Consider the following 21070-nt stretch of genomic DNA (forward strand, 5'->3'; position numbering starts at 1 on the left):
GTCCGCGGGCGCGAACCCGCGGCTGCCTCAGCAGCGACCCCGTCTATCTCGCCGCCCGGCCTGGATCTCGGCGTGAGGTCACGGGTGGCTCATGTGTGTTCGACGTCAAGACGTCGCGCGATAACTCGTGCGATAACTCCCGGCGATCCTCGGCGTGTCGCGGTCATTCGCGGTCACCCGTCCCGACCCTCGCCGGCCCCGGAAGCAGACGCCGCGAACGACAAAACCGCAGGCCAGAGGCTTCTGACCTGCGGTTTCGGGTGGTGGCCAGGGGCGGGGTCGAACCGCCGACCTTCCGATTTTCAGTCGGACGCTCGTACCAACTGAGCTACCTGGCCGGGACTGCGATCGGAACTATATCGGAACCGGTAGGCGGCCACCCAATCAGCGATCAGCGGTGCATGTCGACGCCCCTGTACGCGCGCTCGACGACTGTCCCATGCACCTGAGGCTGCGGCCTGGCGAACTCCCGGCCGGGCGGCCTTCGAGGCTCGCTCTCGGTCCATCTGGTCACCGGCGCCGCGGGCTCCGGCGTCGTGAGTGATCTCCGCCACGTGTTGGGCCCCTCGCGCAGCCTCGCGTCCCGCAAAATGGAACCGTTCCACGGAACGGGAGCGTTCGGCGTAACTTGCAAGTACCGAAGCCCTCATGAAACCTTCAACTTCGGGTACTGAGTGATGGCCACGACCTCAACGACACATCAGGGAGACAGCGCATGTCCGATACCGGATCCACGCTGAGCGGTGACTGGGAGTTCGACCCAGCCCATACACGCATCGGCTTCTCGGCCCGGCACGCGATGGTCACGACGGTCCGTGGCTCGTTCAACGACGTGCAGGGATACTTCCACGCCGACCTCGACGACATGTCCAAGTCGTCGGCACGCGTGGTCCTCAAGGCGGCCAGCGTCGACACGCGCAACAACGACAGGGACAACCACCTTCGCAGCGGTGACTTCTTCGACGTCGAGAAGTGGCCCGACATCGTCTTCGAGAGCTCGCAGATCGAGGAGGTCGGCGACGGCGCCTACGTCATCTCAGGCCACCTCACCATCCGCGACGTCACCAAGCCGGTGACGATCCCGCTCGAGCTCATCGGGGTGCAGACCGATGCGTTCGGCGCGCTCCGCGCCGGTTTCGAGGGCTCGCGGCGGATCAACCGGCGGGACTACGGCCTCGAGTGGAACATGCCGCTCGACAAGGGCGGCGTTCTCGTCTCCGAGCGGATCAGTCTCGAGTTCGAGATCTCGGCCATCCAGAAGTCGGGCGAGGGTGACCAGCAGGGCCCGGTCGAGAACCAGGAAGGCTGACCGCCACTCAGTCTCGGGGTGACCTTTCACACCTCCGGAAAGGGGCTCGCGGGCGAACGGTGCTACTTCCCGGCGAAGCAGCGTTCGATGGCCTTCTCGCCTGGGCGGCCGATGAAGCCCGCCGATCCCTCCGTCCTCGGGTCGACCTTGGCAGGGTCGATGCTGCTGTCCAGCATCCAGTAGTAGATGCCCTTCAGCCCCGCCTCTCGGACCGCCTGGCACGCAGCCGTGAACCAGTTCACCTGGATCTTGGGACTCAGGTTCTCGACGTCCGAGCTGCCCCAGTTCCACGGGTGCTGATAGGCGTCATCCTCGGCCGCGATCCCGACCTCCTGCGCCACCATGTTCGATCGCAGCGACTTCGGCTTCGCCATGATGTAACCGGACAGGGCGTCGGTCAGCTCTTCGACGGTCGCGTCTGGGCCCAGGTCAACCGCGAAGTAGAGGTCGAGCCCGGCGGCGCCGTCGCGCGGCACGATCTCCTCGTCCGCCGCATCCCAGTTGAAGGTGTAGCTCAGCGTTGAGGGGAAGACCTTGGCGGCCGAGCGGGCCAGATCCTCCCACCGGTCGTGCTCCGGCTGCAGCGACGTCAGCTCCGTTGCCAGCACGAACTCGTCCGCCTTGGCCGCACGCGCAGACTTCAGATACGGCATCAACGCGTCCTCATAGCTCTCGAACCAGCCCTTGAGGTCAGGCGGCTGGATCGTCCCGCGCCACCCACCAGAGGGCGTGCGCAGGTTGGCCTCGTCGATCAACGGCCGGACCATGACTCGCAGTCCTCGTTCCTTTGCGGCCGCCACCAGCTTCCCGAGCACTTCAGGCTCAGGTGTCTCAGCACTGGTGTAGACGCGCTTCGGCCGCTGGCCGTCGGTGTAGATGGGAAAGCTGTAGGCCACGCTGTTGGCCCCCCGGTCCACGACGTAGTCGAGGATGCTCCCGATGTTGGCGTCCGCGGACTTGCCGTTCGCGTTGTGCGCGTAAACCTGCAGCCCGCGCTGCTCGTCGCCGGGCTGCCACCGCTTCGCAGCAGGCACGACCCTCGGCTTCTCGGCTGCGGTTTCCTCCTTCGCGCTCGACTGGCCTCCACCAGCCGATGACCCGGACACCTCGGACGGACTCGGCTCGATCGCGGGGGGGTCGATGGACGAACACGCAGTCAGCGACACCAGCGCTGCCACGACCCCGGATGAGACGCGGGCAGATGGACTAGGTCGCACGGCTGCCTCCTTGGCTCGCGGGGACCTCGTGGGTCTTGGCGATGACCTCGAACAGCTCCGACCGGCCCCAGCCCAGGCGGTCCCTGACGAAGGCGACGAAGCCGCGCAGGCCGGCATACCCCTCGACCAGCGTGAAGAAGGGGATGAGCAGCAGGCCGAACCGATAGCGCAACGGCGCAGGACCCCCGGAGGCATGCGCATTCGCCCGCAGGCCTTCGACGTACATCCACAGACCGACGCCCAGGTTGAGTGCCCAGGGCCCGAGGATCCATGGCTGCACCGGCGCCGTGTACCGCAATCCCAGCAGCGCGGACGCGCCCAGCACGACGAACACGTGCTGCAGCGGTCCGAGCACCCACGACGCCAACGCGTACTTCAGCAGAAGGCGGTTGTGCAGCGGCACGGCCGGATTGCCTGCCACGTGCAGCAGGCCGCGGGCCCACCGCTTCCGCTGTTTGACGAGATCGGCGAAGGACTCGGGGGAGCTGCCGTAGCAGCGGGCGGCGATCCAGGCCGAGCGGCCCGGATACCTGGTGGCGAAGAGCAGCGCGAAGTTCGCGTCCTCCGTGATCGACAGCGACCGGCCGTAGTCCCAGCCCACCGCCGACTCGATGTCGGCACGGACGAGGAGCAGCTCGCCGTGGGCGCCGAGCAGGGGACGGCCGCCACCGGTCCACAGCCGGAACACGGACAGGTCCGATCCCGGCCGCACGGCGTCCGCCAGCCACACCAGCCCGTTGCTCGAGAACTGTCGTGGGTACGTCAGCACGCCTTGCGCCAACAGCTTGCTCCGCCGGTGATCGGCCGGGTTCGCGTTGATGAAGCGCGCGACGTGCTCCACGGTGTCCGGCCCGATCCCGGTGTCGTCATCCATGTGGAGCACCCACACGTCCTCACGCGACTCGCCCTCCTGCTGCCTCAACTCGTCGAGCCAGCAGTTCGCCCTGGCCTTGGCCTGCGTGCCGTTGGGCGTCTCGTAGGCCGCAGGCACGTAGAGCACGCGCACATGCTCAGAGCTCAGCGCCTCGAGCTCGTCACGGGCCTCGGACGACTCCTCCGCGACGACGTCAACCCGCCAGCGGCTGAAGTTGGCCGGAATGGTCCTCTCCATGCTCGCGACCACGCGGCGGAGCGCGGGCATGACATCGGTGCGCCCGATCGTCGGGACCTGGACGATGAGGAGGTTGTCAGCGTGGGAGTCAACGTCCACGTCTCGGGGCCGAGTCAACGACCGGCGGGCCTGGATCGCGCCGATGACGGCCATGACGGACAACAGGGTGGGCAGGGTCCACACCACGCTCAGGTAGGCCCCCAAGCCGAACTCCTGGAGTGTCCAGGCGCGTGGGTAGAGGCTCAGGCTCACCGCCAGCACGAGCACGGTGAGCAGGGCCAGCAGGGCTGTCCTCGGGGGACGCAACGCACGGCGGCGACGTCGTGCCACAGGTGTCTCCTTCCTCGTCCCCCGACGCGGTTTGGCTTCGTGCCACTACAGCCAGACAACGACCCCAGCCAGCCCGCATGACGCGGGAATGCCGACGTATGCCGCTGAGCCGGCTCCGCGGAAACCGTGCCCTACCGCTCCACGTGGGGAAGGAGACCCAGGCGCGTCCACGTCATGCGTGGCCGCCCAGCGCGTCATCAACCTTGGAGCGGTATCAGCCGTGCCTCACCGGCGCTGCGCCATGTCGTACGTCGCCAGCACCTCGACGAAGAAGGTCGACGCAGAGGCGGCCACCTCGGCGACCTGCTCGGGAGTGGTATCCCGGAGCACCTCGAGCAGCACCTCGTGATGGATGCGGGCGAGCTCGAGGACGCTCACACCATCCGTGAACGCCCGGCGCCCCAGCTCGTAGCCACTGGTCAGCGCCTCCTCCTGCTGCCGGGGCAGCGAGCGGAGGAAGGCGACCCTGTAGTCGGCAGTCAAGGCACCCAGGTCGCTAGAGTCGCCCGCTCCACCCGAGTCGCCCACGGCATCCGCGCCCACGGCACCAGAGTCACTGGAGTGACCCGACTCATGGGCCGGATCGTCATTCACGAGCCATGCGCTGACGCTGGCGCTGGTCGAGCAGCACGAGACCCTCCTCGAGGTCGAGCGCCGTCGGGATGCCGGTCGTGTCCATGCCCAGCATGACCATCGCGATGGCCACGTCGGGTTGGATGCCGACGATGACGGTGTCGGCGCCCCGCAGCCGAGACATCTCCGCGATGGAGCGCAGCGTGTTCGAGCCGAAGGAGTCGAGCACGTCCAGAGCAGCCACGTCGATGATGACTCCTCGTGAGCGATGGCTCCCGATCTGCTCGATGAGGTCGTCGCGGAACCGGATCATCTCGGAGTCGTCCAGGGCAGTGTGGATCGACGCGATCAGGTACTTACCCTGCCGCAGGATCGAGACGAGCGCCGGTCCGGTGTTCACTGCAAATCTGCCTCCGCGTTTCGTTCAACGTTGTAGCCCAGGAGCCGCTCGGCCTCCTCGAGCCCACCCTGCAGGTCCCCCATGGTGTCGATCTTGCTCAGGTCCACACCGATGGTGACGAGCGTCTGGGCGATCTTTGGGGACATTCCAGTGATGATGACGCTCGCACCCATGAGGCGTGACGCGTCAACGGTCTGGACCAGGTGGTTGGCGACCGTCTCGTCCACGTCTGGCGCGCCTGTGATGTCGATGACCACCACCCGGGCCCGATGCTTGCGGATGCCTCCCAGCAGCTGCTCGGTCAGCTGGCGAGCCCGCTCGGCGTCGAGGACGCCGATGATGGGCAGGATGAGCAACCGTTCCCGAACCGGGAGGACCGGTGTCGACAGCTCACGGATGGCCTCCTGCTGCTGCCTGATGACGCGCTCCCGCTCGTCGACAAAGCTCACCGCGACAGTGTTCGCGATCCGGTTCGCCGCCGGCTCGTAGGCGTCCAGGACCCGGTTGAGCAGGGCAAAGTCGCTCTGGTACTTCTCGAAGAGGGACCGCGCGAGGACGTCACGCAGCAGCAGCACGATGCCGACGACCTCGTGCGTCTCGACGCCCCGCGGGATGATCCGCTCGGACAGGTCACGGGCGTAGTGCTGCAGCGCCTCGACGCTGCCGGTCTCCAGCACCTCGACGTAGTTGTCGTAGACCGACGTCGTTTCCGCCTCCATCTCCTGGGCCGTCATCGCCTCGAGCAGGTGGGCGCCGTGGATCCGGTCGGCCCACTGGGCCCGCAGCGTTGAGCGGTGCTCCCTCAGGTGCGCCACGAGCTGGGGCAGCAGTTCCGTCCCGGGGGTCTCCTCCACGGTCGCCACTCGGTCCTCCATCACGTCAGGTCGCTTCTCCATGACTCACTCCTTCCGCAGTTTCGTCATCGTCACCGTCGTGCCGACTCCCGGCTCGGACACAATGGCGAACTCGTCCATGAGGCGCCTGGCGCCCGGCAGCCCGAGACCCAGACCGTTGTACGTGCTGTAGCCGTCCTCGAGCGCCTGCTCGACGTCGGCGATGCCCGGGCCGGCGTCATGTGCCACGACGAGCACTCCGGGCCGGGGGTCGTCCATGATCGTCACGATCACCTGGCCCTTTCCAGCGAAACGCACGATGTTGCGGGTGACCTCAGAGACCGCTGTCGCGATGATTGTGAGGTCTGTGCCGCCGAATCCCACTCGCGACGCCATCTCGCGGGCCGCCTTCCGCGCAGCCACGATGTCCGCGTCGCCGGCGATGGCGACGCGGACCTCGTCCTCGCGGGCCTGACCTCGCCTCATGAGAGGCTCGCTCAGCCGGGCACAGAGCTCGCAGCCGAGCACGTGTCGTGCGGCATCCACCTCTCGCTGGCGCCGCCGATCCCCGCTGGAGACCGCCAGGAGGACCGGTCGGCACTGTTCGGTGGGCGGCTCCGCCTTCTCCAGTGCCAAGAGGTACTCGACGCGCATTCGCGCCCGCGTGCGGTTGAGCTGCGCAGCGACCGCCCCCGCGGTGCTCTGGGACTCCGCGGCCAGGGAGTGCGTGTCCTTGCCGGACACTTCGTGTGCGAGCAGGGCCTCGCGCTCCCGCTCGGACAGGCGGGCGAGTGCGTCGGCCACCGCCGACTGCTCCTCGTCGAGCACCACCTGGTCATCCGGCGCGTCGGGCTGTCGCAGGTCGACGACGCGGTGTTCGTTGCGCTTCTGTCGGTCCACGTCCCGCCACATGGATGCGATCACGTTGCGAGCCGTGACGATCGCGTACGGCTCGAGCATGCCGTCCTCGATGGTGGACGACGCCGCCAGCACCCGCGTCAACGTCTCCTGGATGAGGTCCTCTGCTGCGGAATGGGAACCGACCCGGGCTCGCACGATGCGGCGCACCATGGGCAGGAGGGAAGCGACGTCGCCGTGCCCCGAGTCCTGGCTCCGCTCGTCGTGCCCGGCGGTGCTCACCTGTGCAGACTACGTCGCCACGTCATGCGCGTGGGTGCAAGGCGTCATCCAGGTTGAGACCGAAACCACCTGTCCACGTCCGCACGCGCGGAAACACGACCTTAGGAGCCCGAATGACCGTCATCCCCATCGGGCGGCCCCACCAGCCCAGCCGAGAGCCCAACAGGGAGCCCAGCAGAGAGCCCACCAGAGAGCCGAGCCGAGTGCCCAAGTCCCGTGAACCCTGCCGATCAACCCCGATCCGCGGCGCGTTCCAGTGCCCGCGGGGACTGACCGGCATGATGCAGGGCACCCTCAGGATCGAGCACTTCAGCATGGGTCCCCACGGTGCCGCGGTCGAGGGCGTGTTCACCGGAGAGCTCTTCGACGGCGCCGGTGCCCACATCGGTAGGGGGAGCCGCCGCCAGTCAGCAACCGTTCACCTGACGGGCCCGACCCCGGCCCCGAGCCCAAGAAGCCACGAGCGCTCCAGCACCACCAGCGCCATCATCGAGCCGGTGACCGTCGACCTCATGGGCTTCGAGGTCAGCATCCCGCCGATCACCATCCCGGCGCGATGCGCGATGGGCCGGTGCAGCCACCAGGACAACCCCGAGATCGAGGAGCGATGATGACCGACCTGCGCGCCACCGGAACTGACGACCCGGCGCCCTCGCTCGCCCCTGCGGTACACAGCCGTTCGAGGACCATGACCGACCCGACGGCGGACATCTTTGTCTCGCAACGGCCTTGGGGCGAGTTCATGCAGCTGGCCTGCAACACGCCCGTCACGGTCAAGCTCATCACGATCGAGCCCGGGCAGCGGCTGTCGCTGCAACGACACGAGCAACGGGGCGAGCTCTGGCAGATCCTCGACGGCCCCATCGACGTCACGATCGGCACGTTCGAGCGCATGGCGACGCGCGGGGAGATCGTCTGGATTCCCCAGGGCACCGTCCACCGCATGACCAACAGCGGCGATACCCCGAGACGCGTCCTCGAACTCGCCTTCGGGCCGTTCGACGAGGACGACATCGAGCGACTCGACGACGACTACGGCCGCTGACGTCGCCCCGATTCCGGGAAGGTGCTCACATGGACCAGCAGGTGCTCTCACCACAAGGCGGTGCGACAGGCGTGAACGTCAAGGACCTGGGCGCCGCAGGCGACGGGTCGACGGACGACACCGCTGCCGTGCAGGCAGCCATCGACCGCGGCGGCATCACCTTCTTCCCGCCCGGCGACTACTCCTGCCGCACCCTGACGATGCGCGCCGCCACGCGACTGGCCGGAGCCAACTCGGGCACGTACCGCTACCAGGATGGCGCCTACGTCGATGCCTACCCGATGGGCACGGTGAGCCGGATCGTCCGAAGGCCCGGCACCAACGAGCCCCTGATCCTCGGCCCCACCGGAGCGACGCGCGTCATCCTCGAGGACCTCGAGCTGGACGGCAACAACCTCATGCAGACCGCCGGCCGGGCGCACGTCGTGAGCCTCAGCGACTCGCCCGCGGCGGAGGATACCCAGTGGATCATCTCCCGCTGCTACCTCCACGGCCGGAGCGACCCACACGCCCCCGACTGGGGGAGCGGTGGGTCGAACCTCTACATCGGAGCCGGGAGGATGGCCTGCCGCGTGCTCCACAGCACGAGCAACTACGCACACCACCACGGCATCGAGGTCAACGGTGCCGACACGCTCGTCGACGGGTGCATCGTCGGCGACAACGGAGCCCACGGAATCGTGATCGGCGCCTGGGCCACCACCGTCACCAACAGTGCGATCTACAACAACGACAACGGTATTCACGTCGCCGACACTGGTCCGGGGTCGCCAAAGCGGATCCTCCTCACAACCAACGGAATTGACCGCAACCGGCGGATCGGCATCCTGCTCGACGGGACGCCCACCACGGGCGCCGCAGGAGTCTCCATCGCGAACAACGGGTTCACGTCCAACAGCACCGACGCGGACGGACGCGCCGCGCACATCGACGTGCGCACCGGCTGTGGTCAGGTGGCGATCGGCGGCAACATCTTCTCCGTCCTCGAGCACGGCTATCGCAACCACACGTCGGCGGCGCTTCACCTCGCCGAAGGCGCCACCGCGCTCGACCTGGGCAACCTCTACGAGGGGGGCTCCGTCGCGGGTTTCACGAACGCCCTCTCCCAGCTGAGCCGCCACACCGCGACGCCCTGACCGACGGCCGCCCATCGGACCGAACCGGCGACAATGATCGAGCGGCACCCGGTCAGGCCGCCGGCCCCTTGCTCCGCACGTCCGCCACGTTGGCCATCGCCGAACGCAGCTCGCTCAGCCAGTCCTCCTCGTGCTGCCCGACGAGCCGCACGCACCACGCCAACGCGTCCGCCCTCGACCGCGCCACACCGGCGTCCACCAGCGTGTCCAGCACCATCCGCTCGCGCTGACGCAGCCGCGTCATCGCGGGCGCCGCCACGTGCGTGAACAGCTCGGTCCGGTCCCCAACGCTCACCGCCCACGACACCTTTCGGTCGAAGCGGTGCTCCGCCTCCCGCGCGATCTCGATGCGGCGACCGCGCGTGTCCTCGCGGAACGCCTTCGCCCGCCCGGCCCGTGCCTCCGCCCGCTCGGCGTCACTCGACCCGTCCGGCAGGTCGACGTCGCTGATCGTCAGGACGACGGTGATCTCCTCGCGGTCGACCGTGACCTCCGGCGCCGCCACCTTCCACTCGTCGGGCAGCCGACCCGTGAACCACCCGCGCACCCGCTCACCTGCTTGTTCAGTAATCATGTAATCAGGATTACTTGCTTGCATGCGCAAGTCAACCGCGCTACGCCACCAGCGAAGGGCAGGTATGCCGCTGAGCTGGCTGCCGCTTCCAAGGTCAGTGGCTCACGAGTTCGACCTCGAAGAGCACCATCCGATGCCCGCGCAGGCGGTACATCAGCCAGCTCCCGAACAGCCCGCCCATCGGCCGGAGGTGCGGCGATCTCCAGGTCGCACCGCCCGGGATCGGTCTGGCGGTGCCGTTCAGCGCAGGTCCGAGCGGTTCGCCCCGTAGCGTGCACGGCGCCAGCGTCACCTCGGCGCGGCGCGCCAGCCGCCTGGCCTTCCCGCTGTCGGCGGCGGTGACGAAGTAGACCCGGACGCCATCGATCGCGACGCTCACCGGTGTCGCGACCGGGCGGCCATCGCGACGGTAGGTGGTGAGCAGCGCAGTGCTCGAGCGCCGCAGGTGCTCGGCCGGGGCCACGTCCACCCGTTCAGCGTGCGACGTGTGCGTCGGCACCGTCAATCGCCCGCCAGCACCGGGCAGTCAGTGACCTCGCGAGCGGGCCCGCGGGATCTCCTGCGCGAACTCGACGACGAACCCGTCCGGGTCGGCGACGTGGACCGTCCGGTGCCCCCAGGGACGGTCGGCCGGCTCGGCGAGCAGAGGGACGCCACGGGCGCGCAGTGCATCGGTCACGGCATCGACGTCCTCGACCAGGAGCACGACCTCGCCAGCCGGCCCGGGCACCACCGGGTGGCCGGTCAGCCACTCGGCACGCCGCCGCTCATAGAGCGCGAACCGAGTTGGCCCCGTGTCGAACTCGGCGTAGCCCGCGTCCGTGAACCGATGCTCCAGCCCAACAACGTCGCGGTAGAACGTCAGGGACGTGGCGAGGTCGGAGACGTACAGGATGACGTGACCCAAGGGCCGCACGACGCAACCGTAGCGCCGGGGCGCCGTGTGCCGCCGAGCGAGCTCAGCGGCATACGACACCTCCCGGCGGCGCCGGGCTCAGCGGGACTGCACGCTGATGGAGTACTTGCCCGTGCCGGTCTCCACGTTCCAGTGGCGCACCTGCGCCCAGTACGTGCCGGGCACGAGGCCGCGCCGGATGCGCGCGTTGAGGCCGTAGCCGCTGTCGTCGTCCTGCGCGATGAGCGCGGTGTCGCTGTCCGGGCCGAACAGCTTGAGGTAGACGTCCGTCGACCCGTTCGTCTTGACCTCGTAGACGCCGTCGGACTTGACCGCGAAGGTGAAGACGTCCTCCTCGCCTCCCTTGCCGATGTCCGCGTTGACCTTCGTCCCGTCGAGCGGCAGCTGCACCGCGTCGGAGACGACGGGACCGGCCTTGGGATACATGTTGGCCCCCGCGACGAACTCCTCGTCGAGCACCGACAGCACCTCGTTCTCGTGCGTGCCGATCGCGTTGAGGGTCCACGACGCCGGGAACGCGTAGAGCATGATCGAGTCCGGGTCGAACTGCGTGCCCTTGATCTGGTCGAGCGCGTACTTGCGGAAGACGTTGTGCCGCACCGTCGCCTCGTCCCAGAAGTTCGGCGGGCCGGCGAGCGCGGCGAGGACGACCGGCTCGTTCCACTGGATCCCGCCGGCCGGGTTCGAGTGCTCGTGCGCCAGGCCGATGGCGTGCCCGAACTCGTGGCCCGCTGTCCCGCCGTCGAGGAAGCCGAGGTTCATCGTGGCCTCGTTCGCCGGGATGCCCTTGTTGTCGGTGCCGACGTAGGACCAGGCGCCGTCGTTCTGGTCGAACGAGATCCGGAGGTCGGTGGCCGACAGCGGGTGGTTGCCGAAGTCGAACGCGATGTTGCACGCTTCCGCCCACCAGCCGGCCTGCTCCTGGGCGACGGCCTGCTGTGCCGGCGTGCCGCCGAGGAACCGCACTCTCAATGTGGTGCCGTTCATCCACGACTTGCCGATCGGCGATATGGCGCGGTCGTTGCCGTCGAGCCCCCGGGTGCGCCGGTGCGGCCGCATGAGGTCCTTGGGCAGGATCTTGTCGAAGCAGACCTTCTCAGTCATGGGCTCCCCCTCGAGTGCCGGGAGCGCCCCTCGCTCCCGCCTCCCTTCATGGTGCGCGCTTTCCTTCCGCGCCACACGCAAAACGAGGACGTATGCCGCTGAGCTCGCTTCTCGACGACCGTGCAGTTCGCGCCGGGGCCGGCTTCTGGTCGAGTGTGCAGTCCGCGCCGTGCCGGCTTCTGGTCGAGTGTGCAGTCCGCGCCCATGATGGCGCGAACTGCACTCTCGATTGGATCAGGTCAGAGACCGGCGGCGCTCCGTGCGTTCACCAGGCCGTGCCCGAAGAACGACGTCCAGCCGTCGGACCCGCCGTAGCAGCGGAGCCGCTCGTCGTCGGGCGACAGCGGTTCCCAGTCAACAGGGCAGGCGAGCGGTGTGGCGCCCCGCATCAGGGCGGCCCGGACCGCGCTCGGTCCCCAACCCGGGTGCTGCCCGACGATGAGGGCCGCGACCCCAGTCGCATGCGGTGCGGCCATCGATGTGCCGTTGAGGTAGACGAACCCCGCGCCCTGGTCGATCACGGTGATGCCGGGGAAGACCGCGTTGAGCGGGTCGAGCTGGGCCCAGATCGCACCGTCCATCGGTGTGGCGGCGAGGATGGCGTCCTGCACGGTGTCCGTGGCGCTGAAGTAGTCGCCACCGGGAGCAGCGACCTCGGTGCTGCCGACGCTGCTGTACTCGGCGATGTTCATCGTGTAGCCGGGGTAGCCGATCGGCCCGGTCGCCGACACGGTGACCGCGCCGGGCAGCTCGGCCGGCAGCACTCGGCACTGGTTCCCGACGGCGCGCTCGATGGCGGTGTCGAGCGGGAAGTCCGGGCTGATGTGGTCCTCCGTCGGGTGCTGGAGGTCGTCCTGCTCGTTGCCGTTGGACGTGACGATGAGGACGCCGCGCTGCTGGGCGTAGCGCGCCGCCGCAGTGATCTGCTTGGCGATGGCGCGCTGCTCTGCGTCGTTGCCGCAGTAATAGAGGTACGGGTCGGCAAAGAGGCTGAGGTTGACGACGTCGAGTCCGAGGTCTCCGGCGGCTCGGAGCGCATCGACCACGGCGTAGGCGAAGCAGAAGCCGTTCTCGGTGCACGCCTTGAGCGCGACGACGGTCGCCTCGGGTGCCACGCCCGCGACGCCGAGGCCGTTCACGGGCGACGCGACGATGGACGCGACGTGGGTGCCATGGCCATTGATGTCATCGACCGCGGCCTTGTTGGTGCAGTCGCCGTTCCCGGCCTCCGACGCCGGTGCGAGCCCGCCGAGGATGGCGGGGTCATCCGAGGCAATGAACGAGCACGACGCGTCGACGTCGAGGTTCGGCGCGATGTCGGGGTGCTCCAGATCGATGCCGCTGTCGATGATGCCGACGCGGACACCCGCCCCGGCCTCCGCGGCTCGGGTCTCGTCGTCGGCGCCGATGAGCGCCATGTTCCACTGGCACTCGGCGAGCGGTTCGCTGCTCGGGGCCTCGAAGGTGCCGGCCCAGAGCTCCTCACAGATCTCGACCGCTGCGGCGGCGGGAATTGCGGTGGTTGCTGATTCCTGGCTGCTTGCGGATGGCGCGGTCCCCATGAGGACCGCGAGCGCTGCCGCCCCCACGGCAGCCACGATGCGTCGTCGTGACATGTGTGCCCCTACGTGAGCCAGCTGCCGACGGTGCCGAGCAGGGGGCCGGCTCAGACGCTCCAGTGTGACACCGATCACACTCGTATCTGGGGCGAACGAAGGAACCGCCGGTCCGCGCCTCACCCCACGACGGCCCGGAGCTCCACCGTCTCCCCGGGCCCGGCGAAACGCGCCGCGAGCGCCTCGGCCCGCTCGCGGCTGGCGACGTCGATCAGGAAGAAGCCCGCGAAGTGCTCCTTCGCCTCGGCGTAGGGGCCGTCGGTGGCGAGGGCCTTGCCCTGCTCCCAGCGGAAGAGGCGTGCCTCGGCTGGGTCGCCCAGGGCGGAGCCGCCGACGAGCTCGCCGGCGGCCGACATCTCGGTCATGACGGACTCGAACTCGGCGTTGAGCCGCTCGCGCTCCTCCGTGGGCAGCTGCTGGTGAGCGGCAAGGAACTCGCTCGTCGGGTGGCCCCAGGGCTGGGGGTTGGAGTGGATCAGCACGACGTACTTCATGGCGTCCTCCTCGGACTGATTCGGGTGGTTCACGCAGAAGTCGGAGCCGATCCTCCTGCTTCGACATCGTCGGCCAGGGCGCTGAGATGGGCGCGTTCGACCTCGCTGGACGTCAACCTCGCGGCGGTGCGCACCTCGGCGACGGCCTCGACCCGCGAGCCGGCCCGTGCCAGCAGCTGGCCACGGACGGCGTGCCAGCGGTGGTGCCCGGCGAGCTCCGAGCCAACACCGTCGAGAACCGCAAGCCCGGCCGCGGGTCCGTCGACCTCGGCCACGGCAACGGCCCGGTTGAGCTCGACCATCGGCCCCGGCTGGACCCGCGCCAGGATCTCGTAGAGCCGCAGCACCTGCGGCCAGTCGGTGTCCTCAGCCGTCGCGGCCTCGTCGTGGACCGCCGCGATCGCCGCCTGCACCTGGTGCGGACCGACCTCGCGACCGGACGCCAGCGCCTCGGTGACGAGCCGGACACCCTCCTCGATGAGGTCGCGACGCCACAGCGTGCGGTCCTGCTCGGCGAGCGTCACCAAGCGACCATCCACCCCCATCCGCGCCGGACGACGGGCCTCCGTCAGCAGCATGAGCGCGAGCAGCCCCGCCACCTCGGGGTCGTCGGGACGAGCCCCATGGAGCTGCCGTGCGAGCCGGATCGCCTCGGCGGCCAGATCTTCGTTCGTCAGGCCACCGCCCTGCGTGCTCGTGTGGCCCTCGGTGAAGACGAGATACAGCACGTGCACGACCGCCCTGACCCGGTCGTCCAGCTCGTCGGGCCCCGGCAGCTCGAACGTCGTGCCAGCGTCCCGAATGACCTTCTTGGCCCGACTGATCCGCTGGCCCATGGTCGACTCGGGGACGAGGAATGCCCGCGCGACCTGCGCGGTGGTCAGCCCCACGACGGCTCGGAGGGTGAGCGCCACCTGGGACGGCACGGTCAGGGCCGGATGGCAGCACAGCAGCAGGAGCGTGAGCGAGTCGTCCCGGTCAGCGACCTCGGGGGAGTCGGCGCTCGCGAGCCCTTCCCGCTCCTCCCGCGCCCTGCGCGCGACCTCGCTCCGCACCTGGTCGACCATCCGCCGCGAGGCGACCCGCACGAGCCACGCCCTCGGGTCCTCGGGCACGCCGTCGCGGGGCCACTGGACGGTCGCCGCAGCCAACGCCTCCTGGACGGCATCCTCCGCAGCGGCGAAGTCCTCCCACCGCCGGGCCACCGCCGCCAGCACGAGCGGCGCTTCGCGACGCCAGATTGCCTCGAGCTCGTCGCGGTGTGGGTGGATATCCCGGTACTCCGGCGTCGTAGGGCCTTCCATACGTCTCCCAACCTAGCCAAAGGAGGTTGCGTACAGCGGCCGCCTGGGTAGGAGTGCGGCACTGCCAAGCCACGAGGAGAGCCGCATGGAGCCCCAGCGCAGAGGTCGTTTCCGCCTCGCCCCCATCCCCACGTACTCGAGGACGACCCGCCGGGGAAATAAGGTCTCGGTCGGCGGGTGCTGCCTGCCCCTGCCGATCGGCTGCCTCACCATGACTCTGGCGGCAGCCGCGGCAGGAGTGCTGATGAGGTCTGCGCACCGCGGCGCGGTTGGCGCGGGCCGGGGCGGCCGACACGTCGGTTGACACGTGAATCGAGAGACCAGCTCGGGACATCGCCGTGTGTCCCGAACTGGTCTCCCGATTGATGGATGGCCCCCCTCGATCGGTCAGCGAGCCGGCGTGAGCTCGGGGGCGACCTCCTCCATCTCCCGCTCTGCCGCGTCCGCAGCGGCCGCCAACTCGGCGTCCTTGCGGGCGAGGCGGCTCGGCCACCACATGCGTCCCTTGAGGTCGAGGTTCAGTGCCGTCACGAGCACCGACCGGACGATGAGGGTGTCGAGAAGGACGCCCAGCGCCACGGCGAACCCGACCTCGGCGAAGGCCACCACCGGCATCGTCGCGAGGACCGCGAACGTGCCCGCGAGGACGAGCCCGGCCGAGGTGATGACGCCACCCGTTGCGGCGAGCCCGGCCAGGGCGCCGCGCCAGGTGCCGACCTCCTTCGACTCCTCGTGGACCCGGGTCATCAGGAAGATGTTGTAGTCGATCCCCAGTGCGACGAGGAACACGAACACGAAGAGCGGCAGCGACGGGTCCGCGCCGGCGAAGCCGAACACATGCCGGAAGACGAGCGCGCTCAAGCCCATCGCTGCGCCGAACGAGAGCACGACCGTCCCGATGAGGAGCAGCGGTGCCGTGACGGCGCGCAGCAGCAGCACGAGGATGAGCAGCACGACGCCGAGGATCAGCGGGATCGTCCGCTTGTTGTCGTCGTCCGAGGCCCGCAGCGTGTCGGCGCGCGCAGCGGTGTCACCACCGGCGATCGCGTCTGCACCGGGCACCTCGGCGATCGCGTCCCGGATCCGGTCGACCGACTTGGTGGCCGCGTCGGAGTCGGGTGCGTCGCTGAGCGTCGTCTCGATGAGCGCACGCCCGTTGCGGGCGATCGGCTCTGCCACCGAGCTGACGCCCTCGACGGTCTCGAGCTTGTCCTGCACGGCCGCGGCCTGGTCGGTGTTGGCCAGGACGAGGACGGGCGACCCGGACCCAGCTGGGAAGTGCCTGGCCAGCACCTCCTCGCCGACGACGGACTCGGGCGTCGTGTAGAAGGCGTCCTTGTTCGCCAAGCCCGTCGCATTGAGCTGGAGCACGCCGAGGGTGGCGATGGCCAGGATGACGGACGTGACGACCCACGTGCGGCGCGGGGCGCGAGCGATCCGGTTGCCCGTGTGAGCCCAGAAGCCGTCGCGGGTGTGGTCGGCCGAGCCGTACGTCGGCCGCACCGGCCAGAAGATCCACCGTCCGAAGACGACGAGCAGGGCGGGCAGGAGGGTCAGCATGACGAGCAGGCCGACGCCGATGCCGATCGCGGCGACCGGGCCGAGTCCGCTGGTCGAGCTCATCGTCGCGACGAGGAGGCAGAGCATGCCGGCGATGACGGTGGCGCCCGAGGCGAAGATCGCAGGGCCGGCACGGTGCAGAGCGAAGGCCATCGCCTCGTGACGGTCCTGGTGCCTCCGGAGCTCCTCCCGATACCGCGCCACGAGCAACAGGGCGTAGTCCGTTCCGGCACCGAAGACGATGACGGTGAGGATGGCCGAGCTCTGGGCGTTGACGGTCAGGCTGTTGCTGTCCGCGAGGTAGTAGATCACCGCTTGCGAGACGAAGAGCGCGGTGCCCGCGGAGATGAGCGGGATGAGCCAGAGGATCGGGCTGCGGTAGGTGATGAGCAGGATGATGATGACGACGGCCATCGCGGCGTAGAGCAGCTTGCCGTCGATGCCCGCGAAGGCCTCCGATGAGTCAGCGGCAAAGCCGATCGGACCGGTGACGTGCATCGACAGGCCGTCGGGTCGGTCGGCTGCGATCGAGCGCACCTGGTCGGTGATCTCGGGAAGGTTCTCCCAGCCGTCCTCGCCGATGTCCATCGGGACGATGACCTGGATGGCCTTGCCGTCCTCGGACGGGATCGGGCCGACCGAGTCCTTCTTGACGGGCTCCATGGCGTTGAAGGCGGTGACGTGTCCTGCGACCGCGTGGAGGTCGGCCGCCGTGACACCGTCAGGACGCTCGTAGACGAGGACGGCTGGCGCCTCGTTCCTGCTCTGGAACGCCTCCAGCTCCTTGGCAACCTGGGTCGACTGGGCGTTCTCCGGTAGCCAGGAGGTCGCGTCGTTGTTCAGTGCCCCCTGCAGCTTGCCCGCCGGGCCGAACGACACCGCGAGGATGACGAGCCAGAAGCCGACGACCAGCCATTTCGTCACGCGCGACGACGGCAGCCAAGCGAGCCGCCCGACGTCCCCTATGCGTGTTTCTGTCATGGTGAATGCCTTTCCCCCCTGATTCAGAAGCCGCCTCGTGCGACAACCACCATTCGACGGTAGGGACTGTTCCGGGGTCCGTCACCGCAATTACGGGGGATTGGGGGATGGCCTCAGGGGCGGATCAGGGCTGTCCCCGAGTCGCGCACGCCACGGCGGCTGCCTACCGTCGTCGACATGGACGAACAGGGCGCTCAGACCGGACGTGGCGCGGCGGTCCCCGTCGAGCTCGACTTCCCCTTCCGTGGCCGCTGGCTCGTGCAGAACAGTCCGGACCGCCGCGTCCCCAGCCACGGCACCCACGTGTTCGGGACGACCTACGCCATCGACTTCGTGCCGGTCGACGAGCGCGGTCGATCGGCACCGCGCACCTGGCGCTCGCACCTCTCGGTCGAGCCGCCGGAGATCTTCGTCGGATTCGGGCGGCCGGTCCTCGCGCCGGTGGCCGGCACCGTCGTCGCCGCCCACGACGGAGAGCCGGACTACGAGGCACGTCGCTCGCAGCCGGCGCTCCTGGCCTATGCGCTGACCCAGGCTGGGCGCGTGCGCGGCGGTCCGAACGCCATCGCCGGAAACCACGTCGTCATCGCGGCCGCCCCCGGGGGCCCGTTCGTCCTGCTCGCGCACCTGCGGCGCGGCAGCGTCTCAGTGGGCCCGGGTGATGTGGTGAGTGCGGGAGACGTCGTGGGCACCTGTGGCAACTCGGGCAACAGCACCGAGCCGCACGTGCACGTCCAGGCGACGGACTCGACCGAGTGGGCGACCGCCAGGGGGCTGCCGATCGCCTTCCGCGCGCCAAGCGGTCGAGTGTGGCTGCCCGGGGAGCGCGAGGTCGTGGACGTCTGAGGATCCCGTCTCGTCGAGTGTGCAGAAAGTGCCCGTTCGCGTGGACCGCACGCTCCTCCGGACCGGCACTTTCTGCACACTCGACGGGGGGCCAGCCCGAGCGGAACTGCACACTCGACGAGGAGCGAGCCCAGCGGCATACGGCATAAGGTCGTGGAGTGCACTTCCTCAACGGCCTCCAGCCGCAGTACGACCTGACCTACGACGACGTGTTCATGGTCCCGAGCCGCTCGTCGGTGTCGAGCCGCCTCGACGTCGACCTCGCCACGGTGGACGGCACGGGGACGACCATCCCGATCGTCGTCGCCAACATGACCGCCATCGCCGGGCGACGGATGGCCGAGACGGTGGCGCGTCGCGGCGGCCTCGCCGTCGTCCCGCAGGACATCCCCGTCGACGTCGTCAGCGAGGTCATCGGCTGGGTCAAGGAGCGTCACCTCGTCCACGACACGGCGATCACGCTCGACCCGCACATGACGGCCGGCGAGGCGCAGGTCCTGCTCGGCAAGCGCGCGCACGGCGCGGGGATCGTCGTCGAGGGCAGGCGCCCGGTCGGCATCGTGACGGAGAAGGACCTGACCGGGGTGGACCGCTTCACGCAGGTGGAGGACGTCATGTTCCGGGAGATGGTCGTCCTGCCGGAGGACGTCGACGCGCGCCATGCGTTCGAGCGGCTCACCGCCGAGCGGCGCCGGGTCGCGCCGGTCGTCGCGGCGGACGGCACGCTGGTCGGCATCCTGACCAAGGAGGCAGCCCTGCGGGCCGGCCTCTACACGCCTGCCGTCGATCCAGCGGGCCGGCTCAGGGTCGCCGCGGCCGTGGGCGTCAACGGTGACGTCGCGGCGAAGGCGGCCAGAATCCTCGACGCCGGTGCCGACGTCCTTGTCATCGACACTGCGCACGGGCACCAGGACAAGATGATCGATGCCCTGCAGAAGGTGCGTGCGATCGACCCACAGGTTCCGGTCGTCGCCGGCAACGTGGTCTCCGCCACGGGGACCCGTGAGCTCATCGAGGCCGGCGCGGACATCGTCAAGGTCGGCGTCGGCCCGGGCGCGATGTGCACAACGCGGATGCGGACGGCGGTGGGTCGGCCGCAGTTCTCCGCCGTCCTCGAATGCGCCAGCGCGGCAAGGGAACTCGGGAAGCATGTCTGGGCCGACGGCGGCGTACGCCACCCGCGCGACGTGGCGCTCGCGCTCGCGGCCGGTGCGTCGAACGTCATGATCGGGTCGTGGTTCGCCGGGACGCTGGAGTCCCCGGGCGACCTCTACACCGACAACGACGGGCGGCAGTACAAGGAGTCGTTCGGGATGGCCTCGGCGCGCGCGGTCCTGAACCGGACCGCTGCGGACTCGGCGTACGACCGGGCGCGCAAGGCGCTCTTCGAGGAGGGCATCAGCCACGCGCGGATGTACATCGACCCCGAGCGCCCCTCCGTCGAGGACGTGCTGGACGAGATCATCGCCGGGCTGCGGTCGTCGTGCACCTATGCGGGGGCGCGAACGGTCGAGGAGTTCCACGAGCGCGCGGTCGTCGGTCTCCAGAGCACGGCCGGGTACGCCGAGGGACGGCCGCTGCACAGCTCCTGGTGACGGACTCACCCACTGATTCGTGTGACGAATCAGTGGGTGAGTGGTCGCCGGCCTAGAAGGTCGAGCTCGCGACCCAGCTGCCGAGCTCGTCCTCGAGCACGGCGACGATCTCACCGATCGTCGCGTAGGCCCGGACCGCCTCGATCGTCGCGGGCATGACCGAGCGACCGGCCGCGACGTCGGCGCGCAACCGCTCCAGCGCTCGGTCGACCGAAGCTCCGTCGCGGGTGCGGCGCACCTCCCGGACCGCCTCGGCCTGTGCCTTCTCGACGCCCGGATCGATGCGGAACACATCGAGCGGCTCGGCCGGGCTCGGGAAGCGGTTGACCCCGACGACCACCCGGTCGCCACGCTCCACGGCGAGCGTGTGCTCATACGCCGCCTCGGCCAGCTCCCGCGCGAACTCACCGGACTCGATGCAGGCAAGGGCACCGCCCCGCTCGGCGATCTGCTCGAGCAGGGCGTTGATCGACGCCTCGAGCTCGTCGGTGAGGGCCTCGATGGCGTAGGACCCCGCGAGCGGGTCGACCGTCTCGGTCAGCCCCGTCTCGAAGGCGACCACCTGCTGGGTCCGGAGGGCCAGGGTGGCGGCCGCCTCGGTCGGCACCCCGAGCGCCTCGTCAAACGCCGACACGTGCATCGTCTGGACCCCCGCCAGTGCCGCCGCCATCGCCTCGACCGACGCGCGGACGACGTTGTTGAGCGGCTGCTGGGCGGTCAGGGTCGAGCCGGCCGTGAAGGCGAAGATCCGCAGCTGCTGCGACCGGGGGTCGGTGGCGCCGTACTCGTCGCGCATGAGCCGCGCCCAGACCCGGCGGGCGGCCCGGAACTTCGCCACCTCCTGAAGGGCGTCCGTGGTGATGGCGAGGAAGGTGAACAGCGTCGGCGCCACCGCGTCGATCGACACACCCCGGCGGACGCACTCGTCCAGGTAGGCCCGGGCGTTGGCGAAGGTGAAGGCGATCTCCTGCGCCGCAGACGCCCCC

The 21070-nt window shown here is 69.3% G+C and carries 21 protein-coding genes and 1 tRNA gene; 6 read left to right on the top strand and 16 right to left on the bottom strand.

Translation table 11 applies throughout. The features are described from left to right. Positions 1-261 precede the first annotated feature (261 nt). A tRNA-Phe gene (locus VJN29_RS11800) sits at positions 262-338 on the bottom strand. A gap of 377 nt (positions 339-715) precedes the next feature. On the opposite strand from VJN29_RS11800, the gene VJN29_RS11805 reads away from it, so the two are divergent. Continuing rightward, positions 716-1309: a YceI family protein gene (locus VJN29_RS11805; protein ID WP_324143828.1), complete on the top strand. Its 594-nt coding sequence runs from the start codon at positions 716-718 to the stop codon at positions 1307-1309. Positions 1310-1371: 62 nt separating this feature from the next. Here VJN29_RS11805 and VJN29_RS11810 read toward each other — a convergent pair whose 3' ends face one another. The 6 genes from VJN29_RS11810 to VJN29_RS11835 form a co-directional block, all read right to left on the bottom strand. After that, positions 1372-2343, bottom strand: a complete 972-nt coding sequence (locus tag VJN29_RS11810) for a glycoside hydrolase family 113 (protein ID WP_324143829.1) — start codon at positions 2341-2343, stop codon at positions 1372-1374. Between the two features lie 172 nt (positions 2344-2515). After that, a complete protein-coding gene (locus VJN29_RS11815; RefSeq protein WP_324143830.1) occupies positions 2516-3967 on the bottom strand; it encodes a glycosyltransferase family 2 protein in 1452 nt (483 codons plus the stop codon). A 225-nt stretch (positions 3968-4192) separates the two neighbouring features. Further along, positions 4193-4450, bottom strand: coding sequence for a phosphatase RsbU N-terminal domain-containing protein (locus VJN29_RS11820; RefSeq protein WP_324143831.1), 258 nt, complete (start codon positions 4448-4450; stop codon positions 4193-4195). A gap of 103 nt (positions 4451-4553) precedes the next feature. Continuing rightward, positions 4554-4940: an STAS domain-containing protein gene (locus VJN29_RS11825; protein WP_324143832.1), complete on the bottom strand. Its 387-nt coding sequence runs from the start codon at positions 4938-4940 to the stop codon at positions 4554-4556. Further along, on the bottom strand, positions 4937-5836 hold the full coding sequence (locus VJN29_RS11830) for an STAS domain-containing protein (RefSeq protein WP_324143833.1): 900 nt from the start codon (positions 5834-5836) through the stop codon (positions 4937-4939). Before VJN29_RS11830 ends, VJN29_RS11825 begins: the two co-directional genes overlap by 4 nt. Positions 5837-5839: 3 nt before the next feature. Further along, entirely contained in the window at positions 5840-6913 is a 1074-nt protein-coding gene (locus VJN29_RS11835; protein WP_324143834.1) for a sigma-70 family RNA polymerase sigma factor, read from the bottom strand. Positions 6914-7191: 278 nt separating this feature from the next. On the opposite strand from VJN29_RS11835, the gene VJN29_RS11840 reads away from it, so the two are divergent. The 3 genes from VJN29_RS11840 to VJN29_RS11850 are packed head-to-tail and all read left to right on the top strand — an operon-like array spanning position 7192 to position 9094. Beyond that, positions 7192-7524 carry a hypothetical protein gene (locus tag VJN29_RS11840; RefSeq protein ID WP_324143835.1) on the top strand — a complete coding sequence of 111 codons (333 nt, stop codon included), beginning with the start codon at positions 7192-7194 and terminating at the stop codon, positions 7522-7524. Then, entirely contained in the window at positions 7524-7958 is a 435-nt protein-coding gene (locus VJN29_RS11845) for a phosphomannose isomerase type II C-terminal cupin domain (RefSeq protein ID WP_324143836.1), read from the top strand. The genes VJN29_RS11840 and VJN29_RS11845 overlap by 1 nt, the downstream gene beginning before the upstream one ends. 29 nt (positions 7959-7987) lie before the next feature. Further along, positions 7988-9094, top strand: coding sequence for a right-handed parallel beta-helix repeat-containing protein (locus VJN29_RS11850; protein ID WP_324143837.1), 1107 nt, complete (start codon positions 7988-7990; stop codon positions 9092-9094). Between the two features lie 52 nt (positions 9095-9146). On the opposite strand, the gene VJN29_RS11855 is transcribed toward VJN29_RS11850, so the two are convergent. The 8 genes from VJN29_RS11855 to VJN29_RS11890 all read right to left on the bottom strand — a co-directional run bounded on the left by VJN29_RS11855 (position 9147) and on the right by VJN29_RS11890 (position 17643). Further along, entirely contained in the window at positions 9147-9668 is a 522-nt protein-coding gene (locus tag VJN29_RS11855) for a hypothetical protein (RefSeq protein WP_324143838.1), read from the bottom strand. Between the two features lie 94 nt (positions 9669-9762). Beyond that, positions 9763-10137: a PPOX class F420-dependent oxidoreductase gene (locus VJN29_RS11860; protein WP_324143839.1), complete on the bottom strand. Its 375-nt coding sequence runs from the start codon at positions 10135-10137 to the stop codon at positions 9763-9765. Positions 10138-10194: 57 nt separating this feature from the next. Further along, on the bottom strand, positions 10195-10584 hold the full coding sequence (locus VJN29_RS11865; RefSeq protein WP_324143840.1) for a VOC family protein: 390 nt from the start codon (positions 10582-10584) through the stop codon (positions 10195-10197). Positions 10585-10662: 78 nt separating this feature from the next. After that, complete coding sequence (locus tag VJN29_RS11870) at positions 10663-11688, bottom strand: M12 family metallopeptidase (RefSeq protein ID WP_324143841.1); 1026 nt, start codon at positions 11686-11688, stop codon at positions 10663-10665. A gap of 239 nt (positions 11689-11927) precedes the next feature. Further along, positions 11928-13304 carry a S8 family peptidase gene (locus VJN29_RS11875; protein ID WP_324143842.1) on the bottom strand — a complete coding sequence of 459 codons (1377 nt, stop codon included), beginning with the start codon at positions 13302-13304 and terminating at the stop codon, positions 11928-11930. Between the two features lie 119 nt (positions 13305-13423). Beyond that, positions 13424-13798 (bottom strand): YciI family protein, encoded by a 375-nt coding sequence (locus VJN29_RS11880; protein ID WP_324143843.1) that lies wholly within the window; start codon positions 13796-13798, stop codon positions 13424-13426. A 29-nt stretch (positions 13799-13827) separates the two neighbouring features. Then, the gene (locus tag VJN29_RS11885) at positions 13828-15102 is read right to left on the bottom strand and encodes an RNA polymerase sigma factor (RefSeq protein WP_324143844.1); all 1275 of its coding nucleotides are present in this window, start codon (positions 15100-15102) and stop codon (positions 13828-13830) included. 387 nt (positions 15103-15489) lie between these two features. After that, positions 15490-17643, bottom strand: a complete 2154-nt coding sequence (locus VJN29_RS11890; RefSeq protein WP_324143845.1) for an MMPL family transporter — start codon at positions 17641-17643, stop codon at positions 15490-15492. 177 nt (positions 17644-17820) lie between these two features. Here VJN29_RS11890 and VJN29_RS11895 point away from each other — a divergent pair, with 177 nt between their 5' ends. Continuing rightward, on the top strand, positions 17821-18489 hold the full coding sequence (locus tag VJN29_RS11895) for a M23 family metallopeptidase (protein WP_324143846.1): 669 nt from the start codon (positions 17821-17823) through the stop codon (positions 18487-18489). A 158-nt stretch (positions 18490-18647) separates the two neighbouring features. After that, positions 18648-20084, top strand: coding sequence for a GuaB1 family IMP dehydrogenase-related protein (locus VJN29_RS11900; protein ID WP_324143847.1), 1437 nt, complete (start codon positions 18648-18650; stop codon positions 20082-20084). Between the two features lie 52 nt (positions 20085-20136). Here VJN29_RS11900 and VJN29_RS11905 read toward each other — a convergent pair. Further along, positions 20137-21070: acyl-CoA mutase large subunit family protein (locus VJN29_RS11905; protein ID WP_324143848.1), on the bottom strand; the 934-nt coding region annotated here is incomplete at its 5' end.

The organism is Intrasporangium sp. (assembly GCF_035280925.1).
Classification (GTDB): domain Bacteria; phylum Actinomycetota; class Actinomycetes; order Actinomycetales; family Dermatophilaceae; genus Intrasporangium.

What these genes read in the sequence shown, in the direction of transcription:
- VJN29_RS11890 (WP_324143845.1), bottom strand. Translation starts at nt 17,643, where the DNA reads ATGACAGAAACACGCATAGGGGACGTCGGGCGGCTCGCTTGGCTGCCG.
- VJN29_RS11870 (WP_324143841.1), bottom strand. Translation starts at nt 11,688, where the DNA reads ATGACTGAGAAGGTCTGCTTCGACAAGATCCTGCCCAAGGACCTCATG.
- VJN29_RS11885 (WP_324143844.1), bottom strand. Translation starts at nt 15,102, where the DNA reads ATGGAAGGCCCTACGACGCCGGAGTACCGGGATATCCACCCACACCGC.
- VJN29_RS11895 (WP_324143846.1), top strand. Translation starts at nt 17,821, where the DNA reads ATGGACGAACAGGGCGCTCAGACCGGACGTGGCGCGGCGGTCCCCGTC.
- VJN29_RS11830 (WP_324143833.1), bottom strand. Translation starts at nt 5,836, where the DNA reads ATGGAGAAGCGACCTGACGTGATGGAGGACCGAGTGGCGACCGTGGAG.
- VJN29_RS11855 (WP_324143838.1), bottom strand. Translation starts at nt 9,668, where the DNA reads ATGATTACTGAACAAGCAGGTGAGCGGGTGCGCGGGTGGTTCACGGGT.
- VJN29_RS11845 (WP_324143836.1), top strand. Translation starts at nt 7,524, where the DNA reads ATGACCGACCTGCGCGCCACCGGAACTGACGACCCGGCGCCCTCGCTC.
- VJN29_RS11875 (WP_324143842.1), bottom strand. Translation starts at nt 13,304, where the DNA reads ATGTCACGACGACGCATCGTGGCTGCCGTGGGGGCGGCAGCGCTCGCG.
- VJN29_RS11850 (WP_324143837.1), top strand. Translation starts at nt 7,988, where the DNA reads ATGGACCAGCAGGTGCTCTCACCACAAGGCGGTGCGACAGGCGTGAAC.
- VJN29_RS11805 (WP_324143828.1), top strand. Translation starts at nt 716, where the DNA reads ATGTCCGATACCGGATCCACGCTGAGCGGTGACTGGGAGTTCGACCCA.
- VJN29_RS11840 (WP_324143835.1), top strand. Translation starts at nt 7,192, where the DNA reads ATGATGCAGGGCACCCTCAGGATCGAGCACTTCAGCATGGGTCCCCAC.
- VJN29_RS11880 (WP_324143843.1), bottom strand. Translation starts at nt 13,798, where the DNA reads ATGAAGTACGTCGTGCTGATCCACTCCAACCCCCAGCCCTGGGGCCAC.